At 69.5% G+C, this 17159-nt stretch carries 22 protein-coding genes; 10 read left to right on the top strand and 12 right to left on the bottom strand.

The window, feature by feature from the left end; genetic code table 11:
• Positions 1-5: 5 nt before the first annotated feature.
• A complete protein-coding gene (locus IEZ27_RS04010) occupies positions 6-416 on the bottom strand; it encodes a hypothetical protein (protein WP_125639973.1) in 411 nt (136 codons plus the stop codon).
• Between the two features lie 562 nt (positions 417-978).
• Here IEZ27_RS04010 and IEZ27_RS04005 point away from each other — a divergent pair.
• The 7 genes from IEZ27_RS04005 to IEZ27_RS03975 all read left to right on the top strand — a co-directional run bounded on the left by IEZ27_RS04005 (position 979) and on the right by IEZ27_RS03975 (position 7469).
• On the top strand, positions 979-1884 hold the full coding sequence (locus IEZ27_RS04005; RefSeq protein WP_189645984.1) for a DMT family transporter: 906 nt from the start codon (positions 979-981) through the stop codon (positions 1882-1884).
• Between the two features lie 139 nt (positions 1885-2023).
• On the top strand, positions 2024-3529 hold the full coding sequence (locus tag IEZ27_RS04000; protein WP_189645983.1) for an AMP-binding protein: 1506 nt from the start codon (positions 2024-2026) through the stop codon (positions 3527-3529).
• Between the two features lie 76 nt (positions 3530-3605).
• The gene (locus tag IEZ27_RS03995) at positions 3606-3875 is read left to right on the top strand and encodes an acyl carrier protein (RefSeq protein WP_229823216.1); all 270 of its coding nucleotides are present in this window, start codon (positions 3606-3608) and stop codon (positions 3873-3875) included.
• Positions 3872-4246: an ectoine synthase gene (locus tag IEZ27_RS03990; RefSeq protein WP_125639961.1), complete on the top strand. Its 375-nt coding sequence runs from the start codon at positions 3872-3874 to the stop codon at positions 4244-4246. Before IEZ27_RS03995 ends, IEZ27_RS03990 begins: the two co-directional genes overlap by 4 nt.
• Positions 4247-4261: 15 nt before the next feature.
• Entirely contained in the window at positions 4262-5416 is a 1155-nt protein-coding gene (locus IEZ27_RS03985) for an acyl-CoA dehydrogenase family protein (RefSeq protein WP_125639958.1), read from the top strand.
• Entirely contained in the window at positions 5413-6069 is a 657-nt protein-coding gene (locus tag IEZ27_RS03980) for a transglutaminase-like domain-containing protein (protein WP_189645982.1), read from the top strand. The genes IEZ27_RS03985 and IEZ27_RS03980 overlap by 4 nt, the downstream gene beginning before the upstream one ends.
• A 35-nt stretch (positions 6070-6104) precedes the next feature.
• Positions 6105-7469, top strand: a complete 1365-nt coding sequence (locus IEZ27_RS03975; RefSeq protein ID WP_189645981.1) for a TrpB-like pyridoxal phosphate-dependent enzyme — start codon at positions 6105-6107, stop codon at positions 7467-7469.
• An 80-nt stretch (positions 7470-7549) separates the two neighbouring features.
• Here the strand turns inward: IEZ27_RS03975 and IEZ27_RS03970 are convergent, their stop codons facing one another.
• A complete protein-coding gene (locus IEZ27_RS03970) occupies positions 7550-7921 on the bottom strand; it encodes a DUF5997 family protein (protein ID WP_125639949.1) in 372 nt (123 codons plus the stop codon).
• 54 nt (positions 7922-7975) lie between these two features.
• On the opposite strand from IEZ27_RS03970, the gene IEZ27_RS03965 reads away from it, so the two are divergent.
• On the top strand, positions 7976-8707 hold the full coding sequence (locus IEZ27_RS03965) for a LysR family substrate-binding domain-containing protein (RefSeq protein ID WP_229823215.1): 732 nt from the start codon (positions 7976-7978) through the stop codon (positions 8705-8707).
• Positions 8708-8711: 4 nt separating this feature from the next.
• Here IEZ27_RS03965 and IEZ27_RS03960 read toward each other — a convergent pair whose 3' ends face one another.
• The 4 genes from IEZ27_RS03960 to IEZ27_RS03945 form a co-directional block, all read right to left on the bottom strand.
• Positions 8712-8855: a hypothetical protein gene (locus IEZ27_RS03960; protein ID WP_185844957.1), complete on the bottom strand. Its 144-nt coding sequence runs from the start codon at positions 8853-8855 to the stop codon at positions 8712-8714.
• A 39-nt stretch (positions 8856-8894) separates the two neighbouring features.
• Complete coding sequence (locus tag IEZ27_RS03955) at positions 8895-9041, bottom strand: hypothetical protein (RefSeq protein WP_185844956.1); 147 nt, start codon at positions 9039-9041, stop codon at positions 8895-8897.
• A 95-nt stretch (positions 9042-9136) separates the two neighbouring features.
• On the bottom strand, positions 9137-9769 hold the full coding sequence (locus IEZ27_RS03950) for a TetR/AcrR family transcriptional regulator (protein WP_189645980.1): 633 nt from the start codon (positions 9767-9769) through the stop codon (positions 9137-9139).
• 103 nt (positions 9770-9872) lie between these two features.
• The gene (locus IEZ27_RS03945; protein WP_189645979.1) at positions 9873-10361 is read right to left on the bottom strand and encodes a MarR family winged helix-turn-helix transcriptional regulator; all 489 of its coding nucleotides are present in this window, start codon (positions 10359-10361) and stop codon (positions 9873-9875) included.
• A gap of 99 nt (positions 10362-10460) precedes the next feature.
• Here IEZ27_RS03945 and IEZ27_RS03940 point away from each other — a divergent pair, with 99 nt between their 5' ends.
• On the top strand, positions 10461-11006 hold the full coding sequence (locus tag IEZ27_RS03940; RefSeq protein WP_189645978.1) for a YceI family protein: 546 nt from the start codon (positions 10461-10463) through the stop codon (positions 11004-11006).
• A 109-nt stretch (positions 11007-11115) separates the two neighbouring features.
• On the opposite strand, the gene IEZ27_RS03935 is transcribed toward IEZ27_RS03940, so the two are convergent.
• The 4 genes from IEZ27_RS03935 to IEZ27_RS03920 all read right to left on the bottom strand — a co-directional run bounded on the left by IEZ27_RS03935 (position 11116) and on the right by IEZ27_RS03920 (position 15195).
• Complete coding sequence (locus tag IEZ27_RS03935; RefSeq protein WP_125639937.1) at positions 11116-11790, bottom strand: alpha/beta fold hydrolase; 675 nt, start codon at positions 11788-11790, stop codon at positions 11116-11118.
• Between the two features lie 92 nt (positions 11791-11882).
• Positions 11883-12494 (bottom strand): NADP-dependent oxidoreductase, encoded by a 612-nt coding sequence (locus IEZ27_RS03930; protein WP_308427254.1) that lies wholly within the window; start codon positions 12492-12494, stop codon positions 11883-11885.
• Between the two features lie 393 nt (positions 12495-12887).
• Positions 12888-14474 (bottom strand): hypothetical protein, encoded by a 1587-nt coding sequence (locus tag IEZ27_RS03925; protein WP_189645977.1) that lies wholly within the window; start codon positions 14472-14474, stop codon positions 12888-12890.
• Positions 14475-14976: 502 nt separating this feature from the next.
• A complete protein-coding gene (locus tag IEZ27_RS03920; RefSeq protein WP_189645976.1) occupies positions 14977-15195 on the bottom strand; it encodes a hypothetical protein in 219 nt (72 codons plus the stop codon).
• Positions 15196-15368: 173 nt separating this feature from the next.
• Between IEZ27_RS03920 and IEZ27_RS03915 the strand changes: the two genes are divergently transcribed.
• Positions 15369-15689 carry a hypothetical protein gene (locus IEZ27_RS03915; RefSeq protein WP_189645975.1) on the top strand — a complete coding sequence of 107 codons (321 nt, stop codon included), beginning with the start codon at positions 15369-15371 and terminating at the stop codon, positions 15687-15689.
• A gap of 190 nt (positions 15690-15879) precedes the next feature.
• On the opposite strand, the gene IEZ27_RS03910 is transcribed toward IEZ27_RS03915, so the two are convergent.
• Both IEZ27_RS03910 and IEZ27_RS03905 read right to left on the bottom strand, forming a co-directional pair.
• Positions 15880-16239 carry a hypothetical protein gene (locus tag IEZ27_RS03910; protein ID WP_189645974.1) on the bottom strand — a complete coding sequence of 120 codons (360 nt, stop codon included), beginning with the start codon at positions 16237-16239 and terminating at the stop codon, positions 15880-15882.
• A 170-nt stretch (positions 16240-16409) separates the two neighbouring features.
• Positions 16410-16856: a GNAT family N-acetyltransferase gene (locus tag IEZ27_RS03905; protein ID WP_229823214.1), complete on the bottom strand. Its 447-nt coding sequence runs from the start codon at positions 16854-16856 to the stop codon at positions 16410-16412.
• Positions 16857-17159 lie beyond the last annotated feature (303 nt).

The raw sequence follows: 17159 nt of genomic DNA, 5'->3' as shown, positions 1-17159 counted from the left end.
GGGGCTCAGACCCGGGTCATGGTGGACTGGTAGCCGCCGCCCGGCCACTCCCAGGCGCCGCTGTTGGTGCTGCGGTCCTCGTTGAACGTGCCCACGAAGCGGGCGGGCGAGCCCTGGTCGCCGTACCAGATGGTCAGCGTGTCGCCGTCGACCTCCCAGGTGTACTTCAGGATCTCGGCGGACTGGCCGAACAGGTGTGACTTGAGGGTCTTGCTCTCCTCGTCGTAGCCGATGTACTCCACGGCCTTGGTGTCGGCCAGGTCGACGTGCTGGACCAGGAAGTTGCCGCCCTCCAGCCAGGCGAAGCGGACGGTGCCGGCGTCGGTCGCCTCGCCGTCCTCGACGTTGCTGACCCGCCAGGTGCCGATGAGGACGTCGAGCTGCCGGAGCGCGGGGTTGGGGGATTTATCGGTCATGGTGGTTTTCCCTCCGTTTCAGTGTGACAAAGCACGGCTTGGCGCGGTGGGACCAGTGGCCCGGTGCCGTACGGCGAGGGCGGGAATCTTGCGGCCCGGCCCGCTGACCAGCGAGGACACCGATCGGCCGCACGCCGGTCGCGCGTCAAGCATCCCTTGGGTGCCAGCCGATTGTCCACCGGAAGAGCACGTTGGAAGAAGCCGCGACACGGGGGCCGTGCGATTGTCGGGAGAAATGCTTTCGTGCGGGAATTGTCGCGCGGCAGCGAATCGGCTGGAGGATTTTCATGGATTCGCCGGAGGTCTTCCGCAGGCCGCCGCCCCGCATCCCCGGCCCCCTTCCCCCGTGCCATCCGTGCCATCCGTGCGACCCGTACGACCCCTGCGACCCGCGCGACCCGTACGACCCGTGCGGCGAACCCCGACCGCCTGCGTCCGGCGTGGGCCGGAGGGTGTCCGGCGGTTCGTCGGCCGCGCGCGCCCGCGTCCCGTCGCCGGGCCGCTCGACCGCCCTTCCCCCTGCCTTCGCGCAGGCGTCCCTCTCGATCCCAAGGAGTCGCATGTGAGCCGCCGTGGCTGGGTGCTGTTCGCCCTGATGTCCGTGATCTGGGGCATCCCCTACCTCCTCATCAAGGTCGCGGTCGGCGGCGTGCCGGTGCCCGTGCTGGTCTTCGCGCGCACCGCGATCGGCGCCGCGCTGCTCCTGCCGCTGGCCATCCGCGGCGGACAACTCGCGATGGTACGGCGCTACTGGCGGCCGGTCATCGGCTTCGCCTGCCTGGAGATCCTGGCCCCCTGGTGGCTGCTCTCGGACGCCGAACGGCGGCTGACCAGCTCGACCAGCGGGCTGCTGATCGCCGCGGCCCCCATCCTCGGCGTGGCGCTGGCCCGGCTGACCGGCGGCGGCGAACGGCTGGGCAGGGCCCGCTGGGCCGGGCTGGTGGTCGGACTGGCCGGCGTGGCCGTACTGGCCGGGCCGCACCTGGGCGGCGGCGACGCCTGGGCGATGGGCGAGGTGCTGCTGACCGCGCTCTGCTACTCGATCGCCCCGCTCATCGCCGACCGCCATCTCCGGGACCTGCCCACGATCCCGCTGACGGCCGCCTGCCTGACCCTGGCCGCACTGGTCTACACACCCGCCGCGATCTGGACGTGGCCGTCCGCCATGCCGAGCGGCGAGGTGCTGGCGGCGCTGGTCGGGCTGGGCGTCGTCTGCACCGGGCTGGCGTTCGTGGTGTTCGTGGAGCTGATCAAGGAGGCCGGGCCGTCGCGCGCGCTGGTGTCGACGTACATGAACCCGGCGGTGGCGATCGTCGCCGGGGTGCTGATCCTGAACGAGCCGCTGACCGCCCTGATCGTCGTCTCCTTCGTACTGATCCTGGGCGGCTGCGTGCTCGCCACGCGCGCCGAGGAGGAGCCGCCCGCCCCCGCGGCCGAACGGGAACCAGAACTGGAAGTACGGTCCTGACACTTTCGCGTAGCAGGAAGCTGCACAGCGCAGGCAATTAGCTGAAGCTCCCGATCCCGATACCGAAGTCGCACATCGAAGAAAATCATTGGTATCCGGCAGGACCCCGCCAACCAAAGAAATCGATGGGTGACCTCAGATGACCACACAATTGATTCGCGATTTCATCGCGCACGCCAGGAAACGACCGTCCGCCCCGGCGCTGCGCACCAGAACGGAAACCGTCGGCTACGCCGAACTGGCCGCGCTGTCCGGCCGGGCCCAAAAAGAACTGGACGCCCTTCCGCCGGGCCCGGTCGCGGTGCTCGCCCGTAAATCCCCGCAGGCGATCGCGCTGGTGCTCGGCTGCCTTTCGGCCGGGCGGCCGGTGCTGCTGCCGCCGATCGACCTGGGAACGGTCGCGCTCGGCGAGTTGTGCGCGCGGGCGGGCTGCGTCCAGGTGCTCGCCGCCACCCCCGAGGACGCCGCCGAACACCCGGACGCCGTCACCGCCGTCATCGGCGGGCCGGGCGGCGGACCGGGCGGCGGCACCGGAGGCGGACCGGGCAACCGGCCGGGCTCCCGGGCCGTGTTCCCGGAACCGGTGGCGGTCGGCGACGCGGACACCGCGTTCATGCTGACCACCTCCGGCTCGACCGGCGCCCCGAAGATCGTCCCGCTGTCGGCGGGCTCGGTGACCCGGTTCACGGACTGGGCCGGCGACGCGTTCGGCCTCGGCCCCGGCGAGGTGGTGTTCAACTACGCGCCGCTCAACTTCGACCTGTGCCTGCTGGACGTGTGGGCCACGCTGCGGAGCGGCGGCTGCGTCGCCCTGGTCGACCCCGCGCTGGCCGCCAACCCGCGCTACGTCTCCGGCTTCTTCGCCGCCTCGGGGGTCACCGTGGTCCAGGGCGTGCCGATGTTGTACCAGTTGCTGGAGGAGGACGTCTTCCCCGGCGTACGGCACGTCATCGTCACCGGCGACCACGCGCCCGTCCCGGTACGCGCCGCCCTGCCGCGCAGGTTCCCCGACGCCCGCCTGCACAACGTCTACGGCTGCACCGAGACCAACGACAGCTTCTGGCACGAGTTCGACGCCGCCGAGGCCGTCCAGCCGGGCCCGCTGCCGATCGGCGAGCCGCTGCCCGGCGTCGTCGCCGCCTTCGGCCCGGACCTGGCCCCCTTCCCGCCCGACGACGGAGGCAGCGAGCTGCTGGTCAGGACGCCGTTCCAGACCACCGGCTACGTGACGCCCGACCCGGCGGCGGCGACCGGCCGGTTCGTGACCGGCCCGGACGGCAGCCGCTACTTCCGCACCGGCGACCTGGTCCGCCGCGGCGCCGGCGGCCGGCTGTTCCTCGTCGGCCGGGACGACTTCCAGCTCAAGGTACGCGGCATCCGGGTGAACCTGGAGCAGATCGAACGGGTGCTGCTGGAGCACGACGACGTCGTGGAGGCGGCCGTCGTCCCGGCCGTGGACGGCGCCGAGACCCGGCTCACCGCGTTCGTGCGCGGGAGCGGGCCGGGCCGGCTGTCGGGGCTGCGCCTTCGTACGCACTGCGCGATGCGGCTGCCAAGGGCCGCGATCCCGTCCTCCATCCGGCTGGTCGAGCAGCCGTTCCCGCGTACCTCGACCGGAAAGGTGGACCGGAAGCGCATCGGCTGACGTACGAAAAGGCAATTGCGGGCACGCGCATTCTCGGAGATGCGACCGCGTGCGCGCGCGTGTGATGCTGCCTTTCGTGGACATCACACTTCAGATTAAAGAATTCGTGGTGACCGAGTATCTCCCGGATACTCCGCCAGACGAACTCGAGGCCGACTACGACCTTTTCCGCAACGGGGTCATCAGCAGTCTGGGCCTGTTGAAGCTCATCGGCTGGATCAAGGACCGGTTCGACATCCCGGTCGACGAGCTCGACATCGCCCCGGAGAACTTCCGGACCGTGGCGGCCATTCGTGAATTCGTCGGAACAGCATTGTCAGCACCAGCAGAACGGACACTGAAATGATCATCCGCAAGATCTCGGACGTGACGCCGGTCGAGTGGGGGAACGGCCTCAGCCACCGTTTCCTGGTCGAGCGCGACGGCATGGGCTACTCGCTCACCGACACGATCGTCTGGGCCGGGACCAGCTCCCCCCTCCAGTACCGCAAGCACCTGGAGGCCTGCTACTGCATCAGCGGGCGCGGCGCCGTGATCGACGCCGACGGCCGCCACCACGTCCTGGAGCCGGGCACCATGTACGCCCTCGACCAGAACGACCCGCACCACCTGATCGCCGACCCCGGCGAGGACCTGCGGCTGATCTGCGTCTTCTCCCCCGCGCTGCAGGGCGACGAGCGCCACCAGCTCGCAGAGGCTCAGTTCTCCCACTACTGACGGATCTGGTCTCCCATGGATGAGTGGAGCGACACACACCGCGAGCTCCGGGCCGAGTTCGCGGACTGGTACGAGGTGCTGGGCGAAGGCCACCTGGACGCCGACCGCGACGCCGGACTGCCGGCGCGGAAGTGGGAGCAGGTGCGCGCCTCCGGGCTGCTGCGCCTGCCGTTCGCCCCCGAGTGGGGCGGCCGCGGGCTGGACCTGCTCAGCACCATGTACGTCCTGGAGGGCCTCGGCGAGGGCTGCAGGGACGGCGGGCTGTGCTTCTCGCTCTGCACGCAGATCGTCAGCGCCGGGATCCCGCTGCAACGCTTCGGCAGTCCCGAACTCAAGGCCCGCCACCTGCCCGGCATCTGCGCCGGGACGACGATCACCGCGCACGCCATCACCGACCCCGGGGGCGGGTCCGACGTGCTGGGCATGGGCATGACCGCCAAGCCCGACGGCGATCACTGGATCCTCGACGGGGACAAGGTGCTCGTGACCAACGGCCCGGTCGCCGACCTGATCGTGGTCTACGCGGTGACCGACCGCGACCTGGGCCCGTTCGGGCTGACCGCCTTCCTGGTCGAGCGGGACACCCCGGGCGTGCTGGCCGGCCCGGACGTGCCCAAGATGGGTCTGCGCACCTCGCCGCTCGGCGAGCTCACCTTCCGCGACTGCCGCGTCCCGGCCGGGAACGTGGTGGGCCGGCCCGGCATGGGCTTCACGGTGCTGGAGCACGTGATGCGCTGGGAGATCCTGTGCTCCTTCATCGTCCAGGCCGGCGCGATGCGGCACCGGCTGGACCGCTGCGTGGAGCACGCCTCCCGGCGCCGCCAGTTCGGCCGTCCCATCGGTTCCTTCCAGATGGTCGCCGGCCAGATCGTCGACATGAAGATCGGCCTGGAGACCGCCCGGCGCTGGTTGTACGACGCCGCGCGCGGCTTCGCAGCCGGCCGGGACGTCGCCACCGACATCGCGATCGCCAAGGTGCTGACCAGCGAGGCGAACGTGAAGTCGGCGCTGGCCGCGATCCAGGTCTTCGGCGGCAGCGGCTACCTGACCGAGACCGGGCTGGAGAAGGACCTCCGGGACGCGGTCGGCGGCACGATCTACTCCGGCACCTCGGAGATGCAACGGATCCGCATCGCCCGGATGCTCGGACTCAAGGAGTCACACACATGACCGCTGACCTGGACGCCACCACGTTCCTGGACGCCGGCCACCCCGTGGTGCGCGAGTTCGCCCGGCGGGCCGTCGAAGGCGCCACCACCCCCACCGAGCAGGCCGTACGCCTCTACTACACGGTGCGGGACACCATCCTGTACGACGTCTACGACATCGACATGTCCCGCGACGGCCTGCGGGCCAGCACGATCATCTCCCGCGGCAGCGGCTTCTGCCTGCACAAGTCGGTCGTGTACGCCGCCGCCGCCCGTTCGCTCGGCATCCCGGCCCGGCTGGTCTTCGCCGACGTGCGCAACCACCTGGCCTCGGGGCGGCTGCGGGAACTCGTCGGCGGCGACGTGTTCCGCTTCCACGGCCTGGTCTCCGTCCAGCTCGAAGACCGCTGGGTGAAGGCCACCCCCGTGTTCAACAAGATGCTGTGCCGGCTGTACCGCCTGAAGCCCCTGGAGTTCGACGGCACCGCCGACAGCGTCTACCACCCGCACGACGAGTCCGGTCGGCGGCACATGGAGTTCCTGCACTGGCACGGCGAGTTCGACGACTTCCCCTACGAACTGGTCCTGGACGCGTTCCGGACGTCCCACCCGGGGCTGCTGGGCGACCAGGACCAGACCGTGAAGGGCTCGCTGACCGCAGAAGCGGGCGTCTGACATCCCATCGACGAAGTCCCCTTGAGAGGTATCCGTTGAACGAGCGCGTCAAATACACGCTGAACGAGGACGACATCCCGTACACGTGGCTGAACATCGCCGCGGACTTCGGCGAGCCGGCCCCCATCCTCGACCCGGCCACCGGGGCGCCGATCACCCGGGCCGAGCTGTGCAGGACGATCGCCGAGCCGCTGGTGGACCAGGAGCTCAGCACCGAGCCGGAGTTCGAGATCCCCGGGCCCGTCCGCGACATCTACCGGCAGTGGCGCCCGACCCCGCTCTACCGGGCCCGCCGCCTCGAAATCGCCCTGGACACCCCCGCGCGCATCTACTACAAGTACGAGGGCGTCTCGCCGGTCGGCAGCCTCAAGCCCAACTCGGCGGTGCCGCAGGCGTACTACAACAAGCAGATCGGCAAGACCGGGCTGGTCACCGAGACCGGCGCGGGCCAGTGGGGCAGCTCGATCGCCTCCGCCGCGGCCATGTTCGGCCTGACCGCGCAGGTCTTCATGGTCGGCGTCAGCTACCGGCAGAAGCCGTACCGGCGGGCCCTGATGGAGGCGTACGGCGCCGTCTGCAACTCCAGCCCCAGCCCGCTCACCGCGGCCGGACGGGCCGTGCTGGCCGAGGACCCCGACCACCCCGGCAGCCTCGGCATCGCCAAGTCCGAGGCCCTGGAAGTCGCCTACGCCAACCCCGACCTGGGCTACACCCGCGGCAGCTCGCTGAACCACGTGTGCGCGCACCAGACCGTCATCGGCCAGGAGGCGATGCTCCAGATGGAGCTCGCCGAGGACTATCCGGACATCGTGGTCGGCCCGTGCGGCGGCGGCAGCACCCTGGCCGGGATGTGTTTCCCGTTCCTGCGCGACAAACTCCGCCGCGGCCGCGACATCCGGCTCATCGCCGCCGAGCCGGTCGCCTGCCCCACCCTGACCCGCGGCCGCATCGCCTACGACCACTCCGACGCGGCCCGGCTCACCCCGCTGTCGCGTATGCACACGCTGGGCCACAAGTTCGTGCCGCCGCCCGTGCACGCCGGCGGCCTGCGGGCCCACGACATCTCGCCGCTGATCAGCCGGGCCGTCGAGAACGGGCTGATGGAGGCGGTCGCGGTGCGGCAGCACGCCTGCTTCGAGGCCGGTGTGCTGTTCGCCCGCGAGGAGGGCATCGTGCCCGCCCCCGAGTCGGCGCACGCGGTGCGGGCCGCCATCGACGAGGCGCTGCGCTGCCGCGAGCAGGGCCAGTCGAAGGCGATCCTCATCGCCCTGTCCGGACACGGACATTTCGACCTGGCCGCGTACGAGAAGTTCCAGGCCGGGCTGCTGCCCGACGACGAGCCGTCGGACGAGGACCTCGAACTCGGCCTGTCCAGCATCCCGGACCTCGCCCGCGCCTGACCCCCGCCCCCCTCACTCAGTACGCCACCGCCTTCACGGTGAAGGTGGTGGCGTACTTGTCGAGGGCGGTCCTTACGCGCTCAGCGCTGCTTGAGCCGGGCCGCTTCCTTGCGGTTCTCGGCCTGAACGGTCCGCTCCCGCTCCAGCCAGTCCGGGTTGTCCGCCTTCAGCGCGTCGATCTCGGCGGTGGTGAGCGGCTCGGTGATCCCGCCCCTGAGCAGCCCGGAGATCGAGACCCCGAGCTTCGCGGCGATGACCTGCCTGGGGTGCGGCCCGTTGCGCCGCAGGTCGGCGAGCCACGCGGGCGGCTTGGCCTGCAACTCGTTGAGCTCGTCCCTGGAGACGACACCCGCCTGGAACTCGGCGGGCGTGGCCGAGAGGAGGACACCCAGCTTCTTGGCCGCCGTCTCGGGCTTCATCGTCTGGATGCTCTTCGGTTTGGACGAGGTCATGGCCCCAAGCGTAGCCAGTCGGACCGGTATCCCTGACATCGATACCCTGTGGAGGTGACTGACGAGACCGGCAACACCTTCCGCCTGGCGTACGTGCCCGGGGTGACCCCCGCCAAATGGGTCGGCGTCTGGGCCGAAAGGCTGCCCGACGTGCCGCTCACCCTGGTCACGGTCCCGGCCGGGGAGGCGGTCGGCCTGCTGCGGGACGGCGCCGCCGACGCCGCGTTCGTCAGGCTGCCGGTCGACCGCGACGGCCTCAGCGTGATCCCCCTCTACGTCGAGACCACGGTGGTCGTGGTGCCCAAGGACCACGCGGTGGCCGCCGCCGACGAGGTGACCGTCGCCGACCTGGCCGACGACGAGGTGTTCCACCCCCTCGACGACACCATCGAGTGGACGGCGTCCCGCCCGGGGCAGCCCGCGTTCACCCGTCCCGCGACGACGGCGGACGCGATCGAGATGGTGGCCGCAGGCACCGGTCTCCTCCTGGTCCCGCAGTCATTGGCCCGCCTGTACCACCGCAAGGACCTCACCTACCGCCCGGTGACGGACGCCCCCCAGTCCCAGATCGCCCTGGCCTGGCCCACGGACGCGACCACCGACCTGGTGGAGGACTTCATCGGCATCGTCCGCGGCCGGACGGTGAACAGCTCCCGAGGCCGCACCCCCGCCGCCGCCCCCGCGGAGAAGCCGGCCCGGCGGCAACCTCAGAAGCCCGCCCAGAACCGCTCAGCCCGCCGTGACGTCCCCGCCAACCGCCGGCGGAAGGGCCCCCGCCCCCGCTGACCACCTATCTGATGATGAGACCGGCATCGGCGAGTACGGACAGGAACAGCCCTCCGCACAACAGCGCCACGGGCCACACCTTCTGAGTGAGGGCGACCAGGATCCCGGCGAGCAGCGCCAGCAGGGCGATGATGGTGAGGGCGTCCATAAGAGTGTTCCTGCCCTACGACGCGATCTCAGGCCGCGATCAGAGCTCACCGAGCCGAGGAATGATCTCGCTCAGCACCCAGAGCGCCAGTCCGAGCGCGAGCAGATTGATCCGCGCACCGCCGATGTTGAACGCCGACAACACGAAACAGGCCAGAGCGAGAACGAGCAGAAGAAGAGTGATCATGCCGGCTTCCACTTCTGTAGCTGGGGTGGTCGCACAGCACTACCCGTGATCATCGAACGTAGGCACTCGACATGGCGGCGTCCGCACGCCGCTCCCTAGCTTGTGTGCGTACACCCCGGAGCCGGACGGCGGGCGACCCCGGCGAGCACCAGGTCGAGTTCCGCCAGCGTGTCCTCCAGCGCGGCACGCTGGTCCGGGGCGCGTGCGATGTCCAGGGCGCTCTCGCAGATCCCCCCGTACAGCAGCGAGGTGGCGGGGTCCAACGGCCGGTCCGGGATGCATCCGGCCTCGATCGCGATGGCCAGCCCGCGCCGCATCTGCTCCTTGCACCCGGCCTGGATGTCTCGCATGGCGGTCCAGCCGAGCGCGCCCGGCGCCTCGACCAGCGTGATCCGGCGTACGGCGGGTTCGAGGGAGGCCTCCAGCAGGCGCCGGCACCCGGCCGACACCCCGTCCCAAGGATCCGGCTGGGCCTGGAACGCCTGCCGGACGAGCGTCGCGAGCGCCTTCTGGTCGGCGGCGTAGACCTCGCGGAAGATGTGTTCCTTGTTGCTGAAGTGATGGTAGAACGCGCCACGTGTCACGCCGGCCCTGGCGCAGATCCCGTCCACCGCGGTGGCGGCGAAGCCGTCGCTGATGAAAAGCTCGCGCGCCGCCGCGACCAGGGCGGCCGTGGTGGCCTGGGTGCGCTCGTGCTGGCTCCGTCGTACGTTCGTCTTCTCTGCCACCCGCGTACTTCCTCCTCTTGTTCTGCACCTGGCCGATCACGGCACCAGGGGTTTCGTCGTTGCGGAGTGCCATCGGCCCCTGTGCCGCGGCCAGGCCGGATCCTCATCCCTGGATTCGTCGCGTCCGATCAGCTGTACGGTCCTGCTCGATCAGGTGATCCAGCAGAACCTGGCCGATGTCGGCGAGTTGCCGCAGTTGTTCCGGGGTGAGCAGGTCGATCAGGTGCTCGCGGACGCTGGCCACGTGCTGGGGGGCGGCGGCCAGGAGCGCGGCGGCTCCGTCGTCGGTGAGCCGGGCCAGCCAGCCGCGCCGGTCGTCGGCGTAGTGCTCCCGGCGTACCCAGCCCTTCTGTTCGAGCTTGTTGACCGCGTGTGAGATGCGGCTGGGCTTGGAGTTGGTCCAGTGCGCCAGCTCGCTCATGCGCATGGTGCGCTGAGGCGCCTCCGACAGCAGGACGAGCAGCTCGTAGTAGGTGGGCGGCATGTCGGCCGCGGCCAGCAGATCGCGCTCAAGGCGGTCGGTCAGCAGGCGGACGGCCAGTCCGAAGGTGCGCCAGGTGTGCTGTTCGTCGTCGGTGAGCCATCGCGTCATGGAAGCGATCGTACTTGAAGGTTGCGTACTGAAATAAAACCAATGTACTGTCGTGCCGAAATTTCCAGTGCTGAACTAAATGTGAAGGCGGGCACGACCATGTATCCGAGCGAGCTCACCGGCGTCTACACCATCGACCCCGCGCACAGCCGGTTCGGCTTCGTCGCCCGCCACGCGATGGTGACCAAGGTGCGCGGCAGTATCCCCGTCCAAGAGGCCACCGCCCAATTGAACGCCGGCAACCCGGCCGCCTCCACCGTCCGCGTGGTCCTCGACGCGACCGGCATCCAGACCGGCAACCAGCTCCGCGACGACCACCTGCGCACCGGCGACTTCCTCGACGCGACCGCGCACCCCCACATCACCTTCGACTCCACCTCCGTCAAGCACCTCGACGGCGACAGCTTCGAGGTCACCGGCGACCTGACGATCCGCGGGACGACCCGGCGGATCACCGTCCCGCTCGACTACGCCGGGACGGCCGTCGACGCCCAGGGCCTGACCCGGGTCGGCTTCGAGGGCAGCACGGTGATCAACCGCAAGGACTTCGGCATCAACTACAACGCCGTCCTGGAGACCGGCGGCGTGATGATCTCCGACAGGATCACGCTCGAGTTCGACCTGTCCGCCGTCAAGACCGCCTGACCAGATCGACGGGACCTGCCGGTCAACCGCGGCGCCGGACAACGGCGCCCGCCGGCGACCCGGTCCGACGGATCGTCCTCGCCGCGTACGTTCGGGACGCGTACGCGGGTCAGAGCAGGACGTCCGCCAGTTCCCGCGGCGCGGTGACCATGGCGTCATGGCCGACGTCCAGGACGGTCGCCGCCCAGCCGTGCTCCTCGGCCAGCCGCGGGAACGGCATCGGACCGCCGGGCGTGCAGATCACCGCTCGGCACGGGATCGTGTCGACGGCCCCCGACAACCGGGTCGGCTCGGAAAACGTCCGCCGCGGGTGGGCCGTCAGCCGGGACTCGACCCATGCCACCTGATCCGGTTCCGTCACGCCGACGGTGGCCGCCGAGGAGGGCGGCATCATGCCGTTCACGGTGGCCGACTCGATCCAGTCGAGGAAGAACGTGGGAGCCAGGTCTTCCAGCGACTCCCCGTCCCGGGCCGCCCAGGCGTCGATCATGACGATCCGGGAGACACGTTCCGGGGCGCGGTCGGCGGCCTCGCGTACGACCAGACCGCCGTAACTGTGCCCGACGAGCACGACCTCCCGCAGATCCTCGTACGTCAGCAGGCCCAGCAGGTCGTCCACGTGCGTCCGCAGCCCGATCCCGGGATCGGCCAGATGGGCACGCTCGCCGAGACCCGTCAGCGTCGGAGCGTGAACCTCGTGACCGGCCTCCCGCAACCGCGCGGACACGTGCCGCCAGCACCACCCGCCGTGCCAGGCCCCATGAACCAACACGTACGTCGTCACAGCGCCACCGCCTTCGCCCGCTCCCGCCACGCGACGAACCGCGCCACGACCGCGTCAGCGGGCGTGCTGTGCTGTTGCGTCACTGCTCCTCCTCAGTTCAGCTCGCCGACGGCGAGCACGACCTTGCCCTTGGTACGTCCCGAGCCGAGGAGCTCGTGCGCCTCGACCGCCTCCGCCAGCGGGAACACCGCGTCGACGTGCACCGTCAACCGCCCCTCCGCCACGAGTCCGGCCAGCGCGGCGAGCCCGGCGCCGTCGGGATCGACGAGGTAGGCCTCGGCACGCACACCGAGTTCGCCGGCCCGCTCGCGCAGTCCGGGGGTCCAGGCCGCCTGCCCGCTGACCAGGACGCCGCCCGGCCGCAGGCACTCCAGCGCCTTGAGCCCGGCCACACCCCCGAACATCTGCACCACGACGTCCATGTCACGCGCCACCGCCGAGACCTCCGCCGTGGTGTGGTCGATCACTTCGTCGGCCCCCAGTCCGCGCACGAAGGCGTGTTTGGCGGCGCTCGCGGTGCCGGTCACGTGCGCGCCGCGGGCCTTGGCGATCTGGACCGCCAGGTGCCCCACGCCCCCGGCCGCGCCCGCCACCAGGACCCGCTGTCCCGGGACGACGGCGGCGACCTCGGTGAGCATCTGCCACGCCGTCAACCCGGCGAGCGGCAGCGCCGCCGCCTCGGTGAAGCCCAAACCCTCCGGCATACGGGCGAAGTGGCATACGCCTGCCCGCGGCGCGTGAAGACGTCCACCGGGTTGACCCCGGCCGCCATGACCCTGACCAGCACCTCCCCGAACACCGGCACAGGCTCCTCCACCTCGACCACCGTCATGGCCTCGGCCTCTCCCCACGCCGACTGCCGCACCGCCCGCATGACCGCCCCTCCCGGAGTGATGACGACAAGAATGATACATACATACACCATGTACGTAAATGCGAGCACTAGCCCCATGCCCAAGCCGGAATCGTGCACCCCCGCAACATCCCCGACGGGCGCGTGAACCGTCCGGGGAGAGCGCGCGCCGAGCGTGTCAGCAGGTTGCGCGGTTACGACTTCCGGCACCTGCGCTGCCGGCGGGGAGCGCCCTCGCCACCACTCACGACTTCAGTTCCAGCCTCTTACTCGACGCGCCCGGGAACACGACGACCAGGTGCTGCTCCTCCCCTGCGTCGACCCGCACGTAGACGCGCAGCCGGTAACGCCCCTTCCCCGCGATCGCCAGGTTCGGCATCGGAGCACCCGCGCCCACGTCCCCCTCGCCCTTCTCAGGCACGGTGAGCCGGCCGCCACGGCTGACGATCGGCACCTCCATGACCTGATCCCACCCGGCCGTCCGCGGTGGCGGCGCGGCGCGAAGGGCCTTCACCGTGAGGCACAGATCGCTGACGTCCGCGACGTGCCCGATGAGCACCGCGCTGCCGGCCACCCCGAGGAGGGCGTTGTCGTCGTAGGACCTGTCCGTCGCCAGCTCCGCCATCTCGTCGGCGACCTCGTCCTCGGGGTCATGGACCAGATAGCCGGGATCGCCGTCGACGAACAGGAAGTACTTGGCCGTGGACTGGACGACGCCCTTCGTCCGGGGCCACGGGTCGCGGCATTTCGCGTTCTCCTCGGCGGTGTAGGCGGTGTCCGCCGCCGCCGTCTCCGCGGTGGACCGCAGCAGCTCAGGACGGGTCGCGCCGATGATCTCCGGACAGACATAGACGAGGTCCCACGGGTCCACGCCCCAGGCGGGCCACGCGCTCCCGGCCCGCTTCAGAATCGCCTCCTGCTCGTCACGGTCCTCCGTACGGCACAACACCCGCCCGTACGCGAGGATCGCCTGGTCCGACAGGCTGTCCGGGAACATGGGCGGGCCTCCGCCCTCTGTGCGCCGCGCCCGGCACAGGAACGCGGCCTCGCGCTCCGCGGGTTTCAGATCGCCGAAGCTGGGCCGGTCGTAGCAGTCGATCGACCAACCGCTGTAGGTGAGATACGCGTTCTGCTCCGGGTTGATCACCACCATGATCGGCAGTACGGCCACGGCCGCCATCGCGACGCGGACCACCGGCCGCCTGGCGGGAGGAGGCTCCGCCGGAAGCCTCTCCGCGGACAGTTCACGAGCGGTCGCCACGATCCACACGGTGCTGACGAGCCCCACCGCGTCCATCAGGACCAGCATCGCCGCCGTGCCGCTGGAGATCCTTCCGATGAGAACGTTGAACGGGAGCACCAGCGCGTAGGCGCCCACCGACCACCATCCGGCGATCAGCGTGCCACGGCTCCACCGGCCGTCACGCCACTGCCCGATGACGGTGACGACGGTCGCCGCCACTCCGCCCAGCATCAGGCCCGGTTGAACGAGGTCGCCCGATCCGAGCTCCAGGAGATCGAGTTCGTCGAGCAGTTCGTTGGCCATCCCGGTCAACTCGACCGCGAACATCACTCCGGCCACCGCGCGCAGCACGCGCGACCGCCAGCGGATGACCAGCAGATAAAGCACGTCGATCGCGGCCCACAACACGAACTGGAACGCCGCATCGACCGAGCCGGGCAGCAGCGCGATCGGGTACCACAACACGAGGGCGAACGCCGCCGCCATCCACAGCAGCCGGCGAAGCGCCTTCTCCCTGCGGTCCAGCGGTCCCGGCACAGGGGCACGCAGGATCAGCCACAGGAACGCGGCCTTCACCGGGGCAACCACGAGCAGCACCACAACGGTTGGGGTATCAAGCGCGCCACGCGCGTAGAACTCGCCATAGGCCGGCGGCGACCATTCAACGGCCATCCAGAGCCAGGCGTCGCCGAGCACCAGCCCCACAACCGCCGCCCCGAGAACCAGCCCGACTAACCCGACCCTAAGATTCCGCCATAAACCATCCGACAACACGGAACGCGATCTTAGTCCGACACCACCCCCACAATTTCACCACCGAATGCGCGGAGGATTCGCGACCAAACCGAAGCCCGAACTCGTCAGCGTTCAGCAGCAACCACGAAGCCGACCCCGAGACACCATCCGACCAGACTCGACCGAAGCTCCCCGAACGAGACCTACGTGTACAGCAGGGCGGGCCTGACCAGGCGGACCAACGACATCAAAGCACGCACGACCGCAGGAACGTCAAATCGCTCTCAGCACTATTCGCGACAAGCTTGAACGTCGTAGCGGAAGCACCGTTTCGCCCCGCCAACAGCGCCGTACTCTACTTGAGGCGCTCGCGCCCCTTGTCCGTCAAAGACGCCAGGTGTACTGCCACGCCGAAGGTGGTGAAACCCGACCTGGCCGCATCCGTGAACCCTGCGATCACCGCTTCTGACGGAAAATCCTTGACCAGGACGTCATAAGCCGCGAAGTCGTGGTCCCGGATGGCGGCGAGGACCATGTCCGTGGTCAACTCGGAGCGATTCACGATCTCCTCCAACAGGTGGCCTTGCCCTCTACAGTCCCACCGTCTGCCGAAGCCCGCCACCCTGAACGACCTTCCCAGACCCTCCGATCCGCCACCCAGCGCCCGCGCCCCGGGGCTTGCAGCCCGCACACCAAGTGACGTGGCCCTGAGGGCTGATGTCTCCCACTGCGTGCGATCATCAACGCATGGACTCCGCCTCCGATCGCGGCACCACAGCTGGGGCTTCCCTCTCAGCCATCGCAGCCCTGCTCGCGCTCGCCCTCTACGTACTGCTCGTCTGGGCGATCTGGGCCGCCTGGGAGCCGTCCGCGGCGTGGTTGCTCGGATCATGCGTCGCCGGCCTGGTCGTGCCAGGTGCCGGGATGGCCTCGGGGTGGGCGATCGCGTCACGCAGAGGACGCGGCAGACAGGTTGTCGCCGCGGCGGGCGGAGGGGCGGCGGGCGCGTGGCTCCTGCTGCTCGGCTCCATCGCACTCCAGTGGTTCAGGATGCTGGACAACCTGTAGCCAGGCGTGCAACGGATCAGCATCCATTGCGCCCTCCTTCGACGCCTTGGAGGCAGGGTGGACAGGCGTCACGGGCACCGCTGGGAGCGGTATGCCTCATGGTCCGAGTCCCTCGAAGCGGGGATGCGAAGGGAAGGACGCACGCTCGGCTTCTTCGTGCCGACGCGCCTTCAGGAACATCGCCAGCTCTTCATCCGCGGCTCTCAGTCTCCTCAGAGGGCAAGCTGGACAGCCACTCGTCGAGATCATCCCGCAGAGCCTTCACCTGCGCCCTGTCCAACACGACAGTGGCCGACGCTTCCCGCCTCGGCTCCCTCCCGTTGTAGCCGTCCATGGACAGCCGGAGGTACGGCAGCGGAGGGCCCGCCTCGTCGACATCGACGGGTTCCACGCCGTAAGCACACCAGGGCGGGATGTGGGCGGTGCTGAGGTGCCCATGCCGCCGCGGGTCAGGCTCAATGCGGACGTGGGAGCCGAGGTAGGCGATCGGCGACGGCAGATCGTCGGGGCAGTCGTCGGCCATCAGCAGGCGCGTACAGTAGATCGACATCGAGCCTCCTAGGCATTCGGCAGAGCGGTGGCGAACGTCGTCAGCCAGACGAACCCGTACTCGTCGAGAAAGTCCAGCCGTTCCCGCCCAGACTTCCTCACGCCCGCCAACATGCACACCGCTGCACACCATGCTCGCCGACCTCGCCGCACTGGTCGTTCACCTCAGCTTCAGAACGACAGCTTGAACCCGTCGTGACTGCGAACGAAGCCCAGGGAGCCGTAGAAGCGATGGGCCTCGGTACGCCGCTTGTTGCTGGTGAGCTGCACCAGGGTGCATCCGCGGGCCCGTGCGCGTTCGATCGCCCAGGTGAGCAGCTCACGCCCAAGTCCTGACCCACGTCGATCGGCACGCACTCGCACCGCCTCGATCAGCGCCCGCTCCTGCCCGTGTCGTCCCAGGCCGGGGATGTACGTCAGCTGAAGACAGCCAAGGACCGTACCGTCTCCGTCGTCCAGAACGATCATCTCGTTCCGCTCATCCGCGTCGACGGCCTTGAAGGCACACTCGTACGCCTCGTCGACTTCGACGGTCCGGGGATCAACCACAGTGTCCTCATCAGCCAGGAGCGCGATGATCGCGGGCAGATCCTGGCGCATCGCAGTACGAATTGTCACGCCACAGAGCATGCCAGCCACCCGAGCACGGCCGAGCGGCGCTCCTCAGAAGCAGCGTCATCGTCGGCGTCTCCGGAGCCTCGAAGATCTCATGCAGCGTTTGGGACACGCCTCGGTCCGGGCCGCGCCGATCTGCCGGCACAGCATTGCGGAAGCAGACCGAAAGATCGTCAACGGCACGAAGCCCCGTTTCCATGATGGGTGAAGTCAAGGGGTCGTCGCAACACTGATTGATCAACTGGCGAGTGCCAGGAGCTTGGTGAGACGCTCGGCTGGGGTTTCCCAGCCGAGCGTTTTGCGTGG

It is taken from the genome of Nonomuraea spiralis, assembly GCF_014648435.1.
Taxonomy (GTDB): Bacteria; Actinomycetota; Actinomycetes; order Streptosporangiales; family Streptosporangiaceae; genus Nonomuraea; species Nonomuraea spiralis.
The sequence above is the reverse complement of the archived record's forward strand: the minus strand, read 5'-3'. Positions and strand labels throughout refer to the sequence as shown.

Bases quoted from the DNA above. Each gene is read 5' to 3' on its own strand.
- IEZ27_RS04010 (WP_125639973.1), bottom strand. From the start codon at position 416: ATGACCGATAAATCCCCCAACCCCGCGCTCCGGCAGCTCGACGTCCTC.
- IEZ27_RS04000 (WP_189645983.1), top strand. From the start codon at position 2,024: ATGACCACACAATTGATTCGCGATTTCATCGCGCACGCCAGGAAACGA.
- IEZ27_RS03990 (WP_125639961.1), top strand. From the start codon at position 3,872: ATGATCATCCGCAAGATCTCGGACGTGACGCCGGTCGAGTGGGGGAAC.
- IEZ27_RS03985 (WP_125639958.1), top strand. From the start codon at position 4,262: ATGGATGAGTGGAGCGACACACACCGCGAGCTCCGGGCCGAGTTCGCG.
- IEZ27_RS03980 (WP_189645982.1), top strand. From the start codon at position 5,413: ATGACCGCTGACCTGGACGCCACCACGTTCCTGGACGCCGGCCACCCC.
- IEZ27_RS03970 (WP_125639949.1), bottom strand. From the start codon at position 7,921: ATGACCTCGTCCAAACCGAAGAGCATCCAGACGATGAAGCCCGAGACG.
- IEZ27_RS03960 (WP_185844957.1), bottom strand. From the start codon at position 8,855: ATGGACGCCCTCACCATCATCGCCCTGCTGGCGCTGCTCGCCGGGATC.
- IEZ27_RS03955 (WP_185844956.1), bottom strand. From the start codon at position 9,041: ATGATCACTCTTCTTCTGCTCGTTCTCGCTCTGGCCTGTTTCGTGTTG.
- IEZ27_RS03945 (WP_189645979.1), bottom strand. From the start codon at position 10,361: ATGACGCGATGGCTCACCGACGACGAACAGCACACCTGGCGCACCTTC.
- IEZ27_RS03940 (WP_189645978.1), top strand. From the start codon at position 10,461: ATGTATCCGAGCGAGCTCACCGGCGTCTACACCATCGACCCCGCGCAC.
- IEZ27_RS03930 (WP_308427254.1), bottom strand. From the start codon at position 12,494: ATGCCGGAGGGTTTGGGCTTCACCGAGGCGGCGGCGCTGCCGCTCGCC.
- IEZ27_RS03915 (WP_189645975.1), top strand. From the start codon at position 15,369: ATGGACTCCGCCTCCGATCGCGGCACCACAGCTGGGGCTTCCCTCTCA.
- IEZ27_RS03910 (WP_189645974.1), bottom strand. From the start codon at position 16,239: ATGTCGATCTACTGTACGCGCCTGCTGATGGCCGACGACTGCCCCGAC.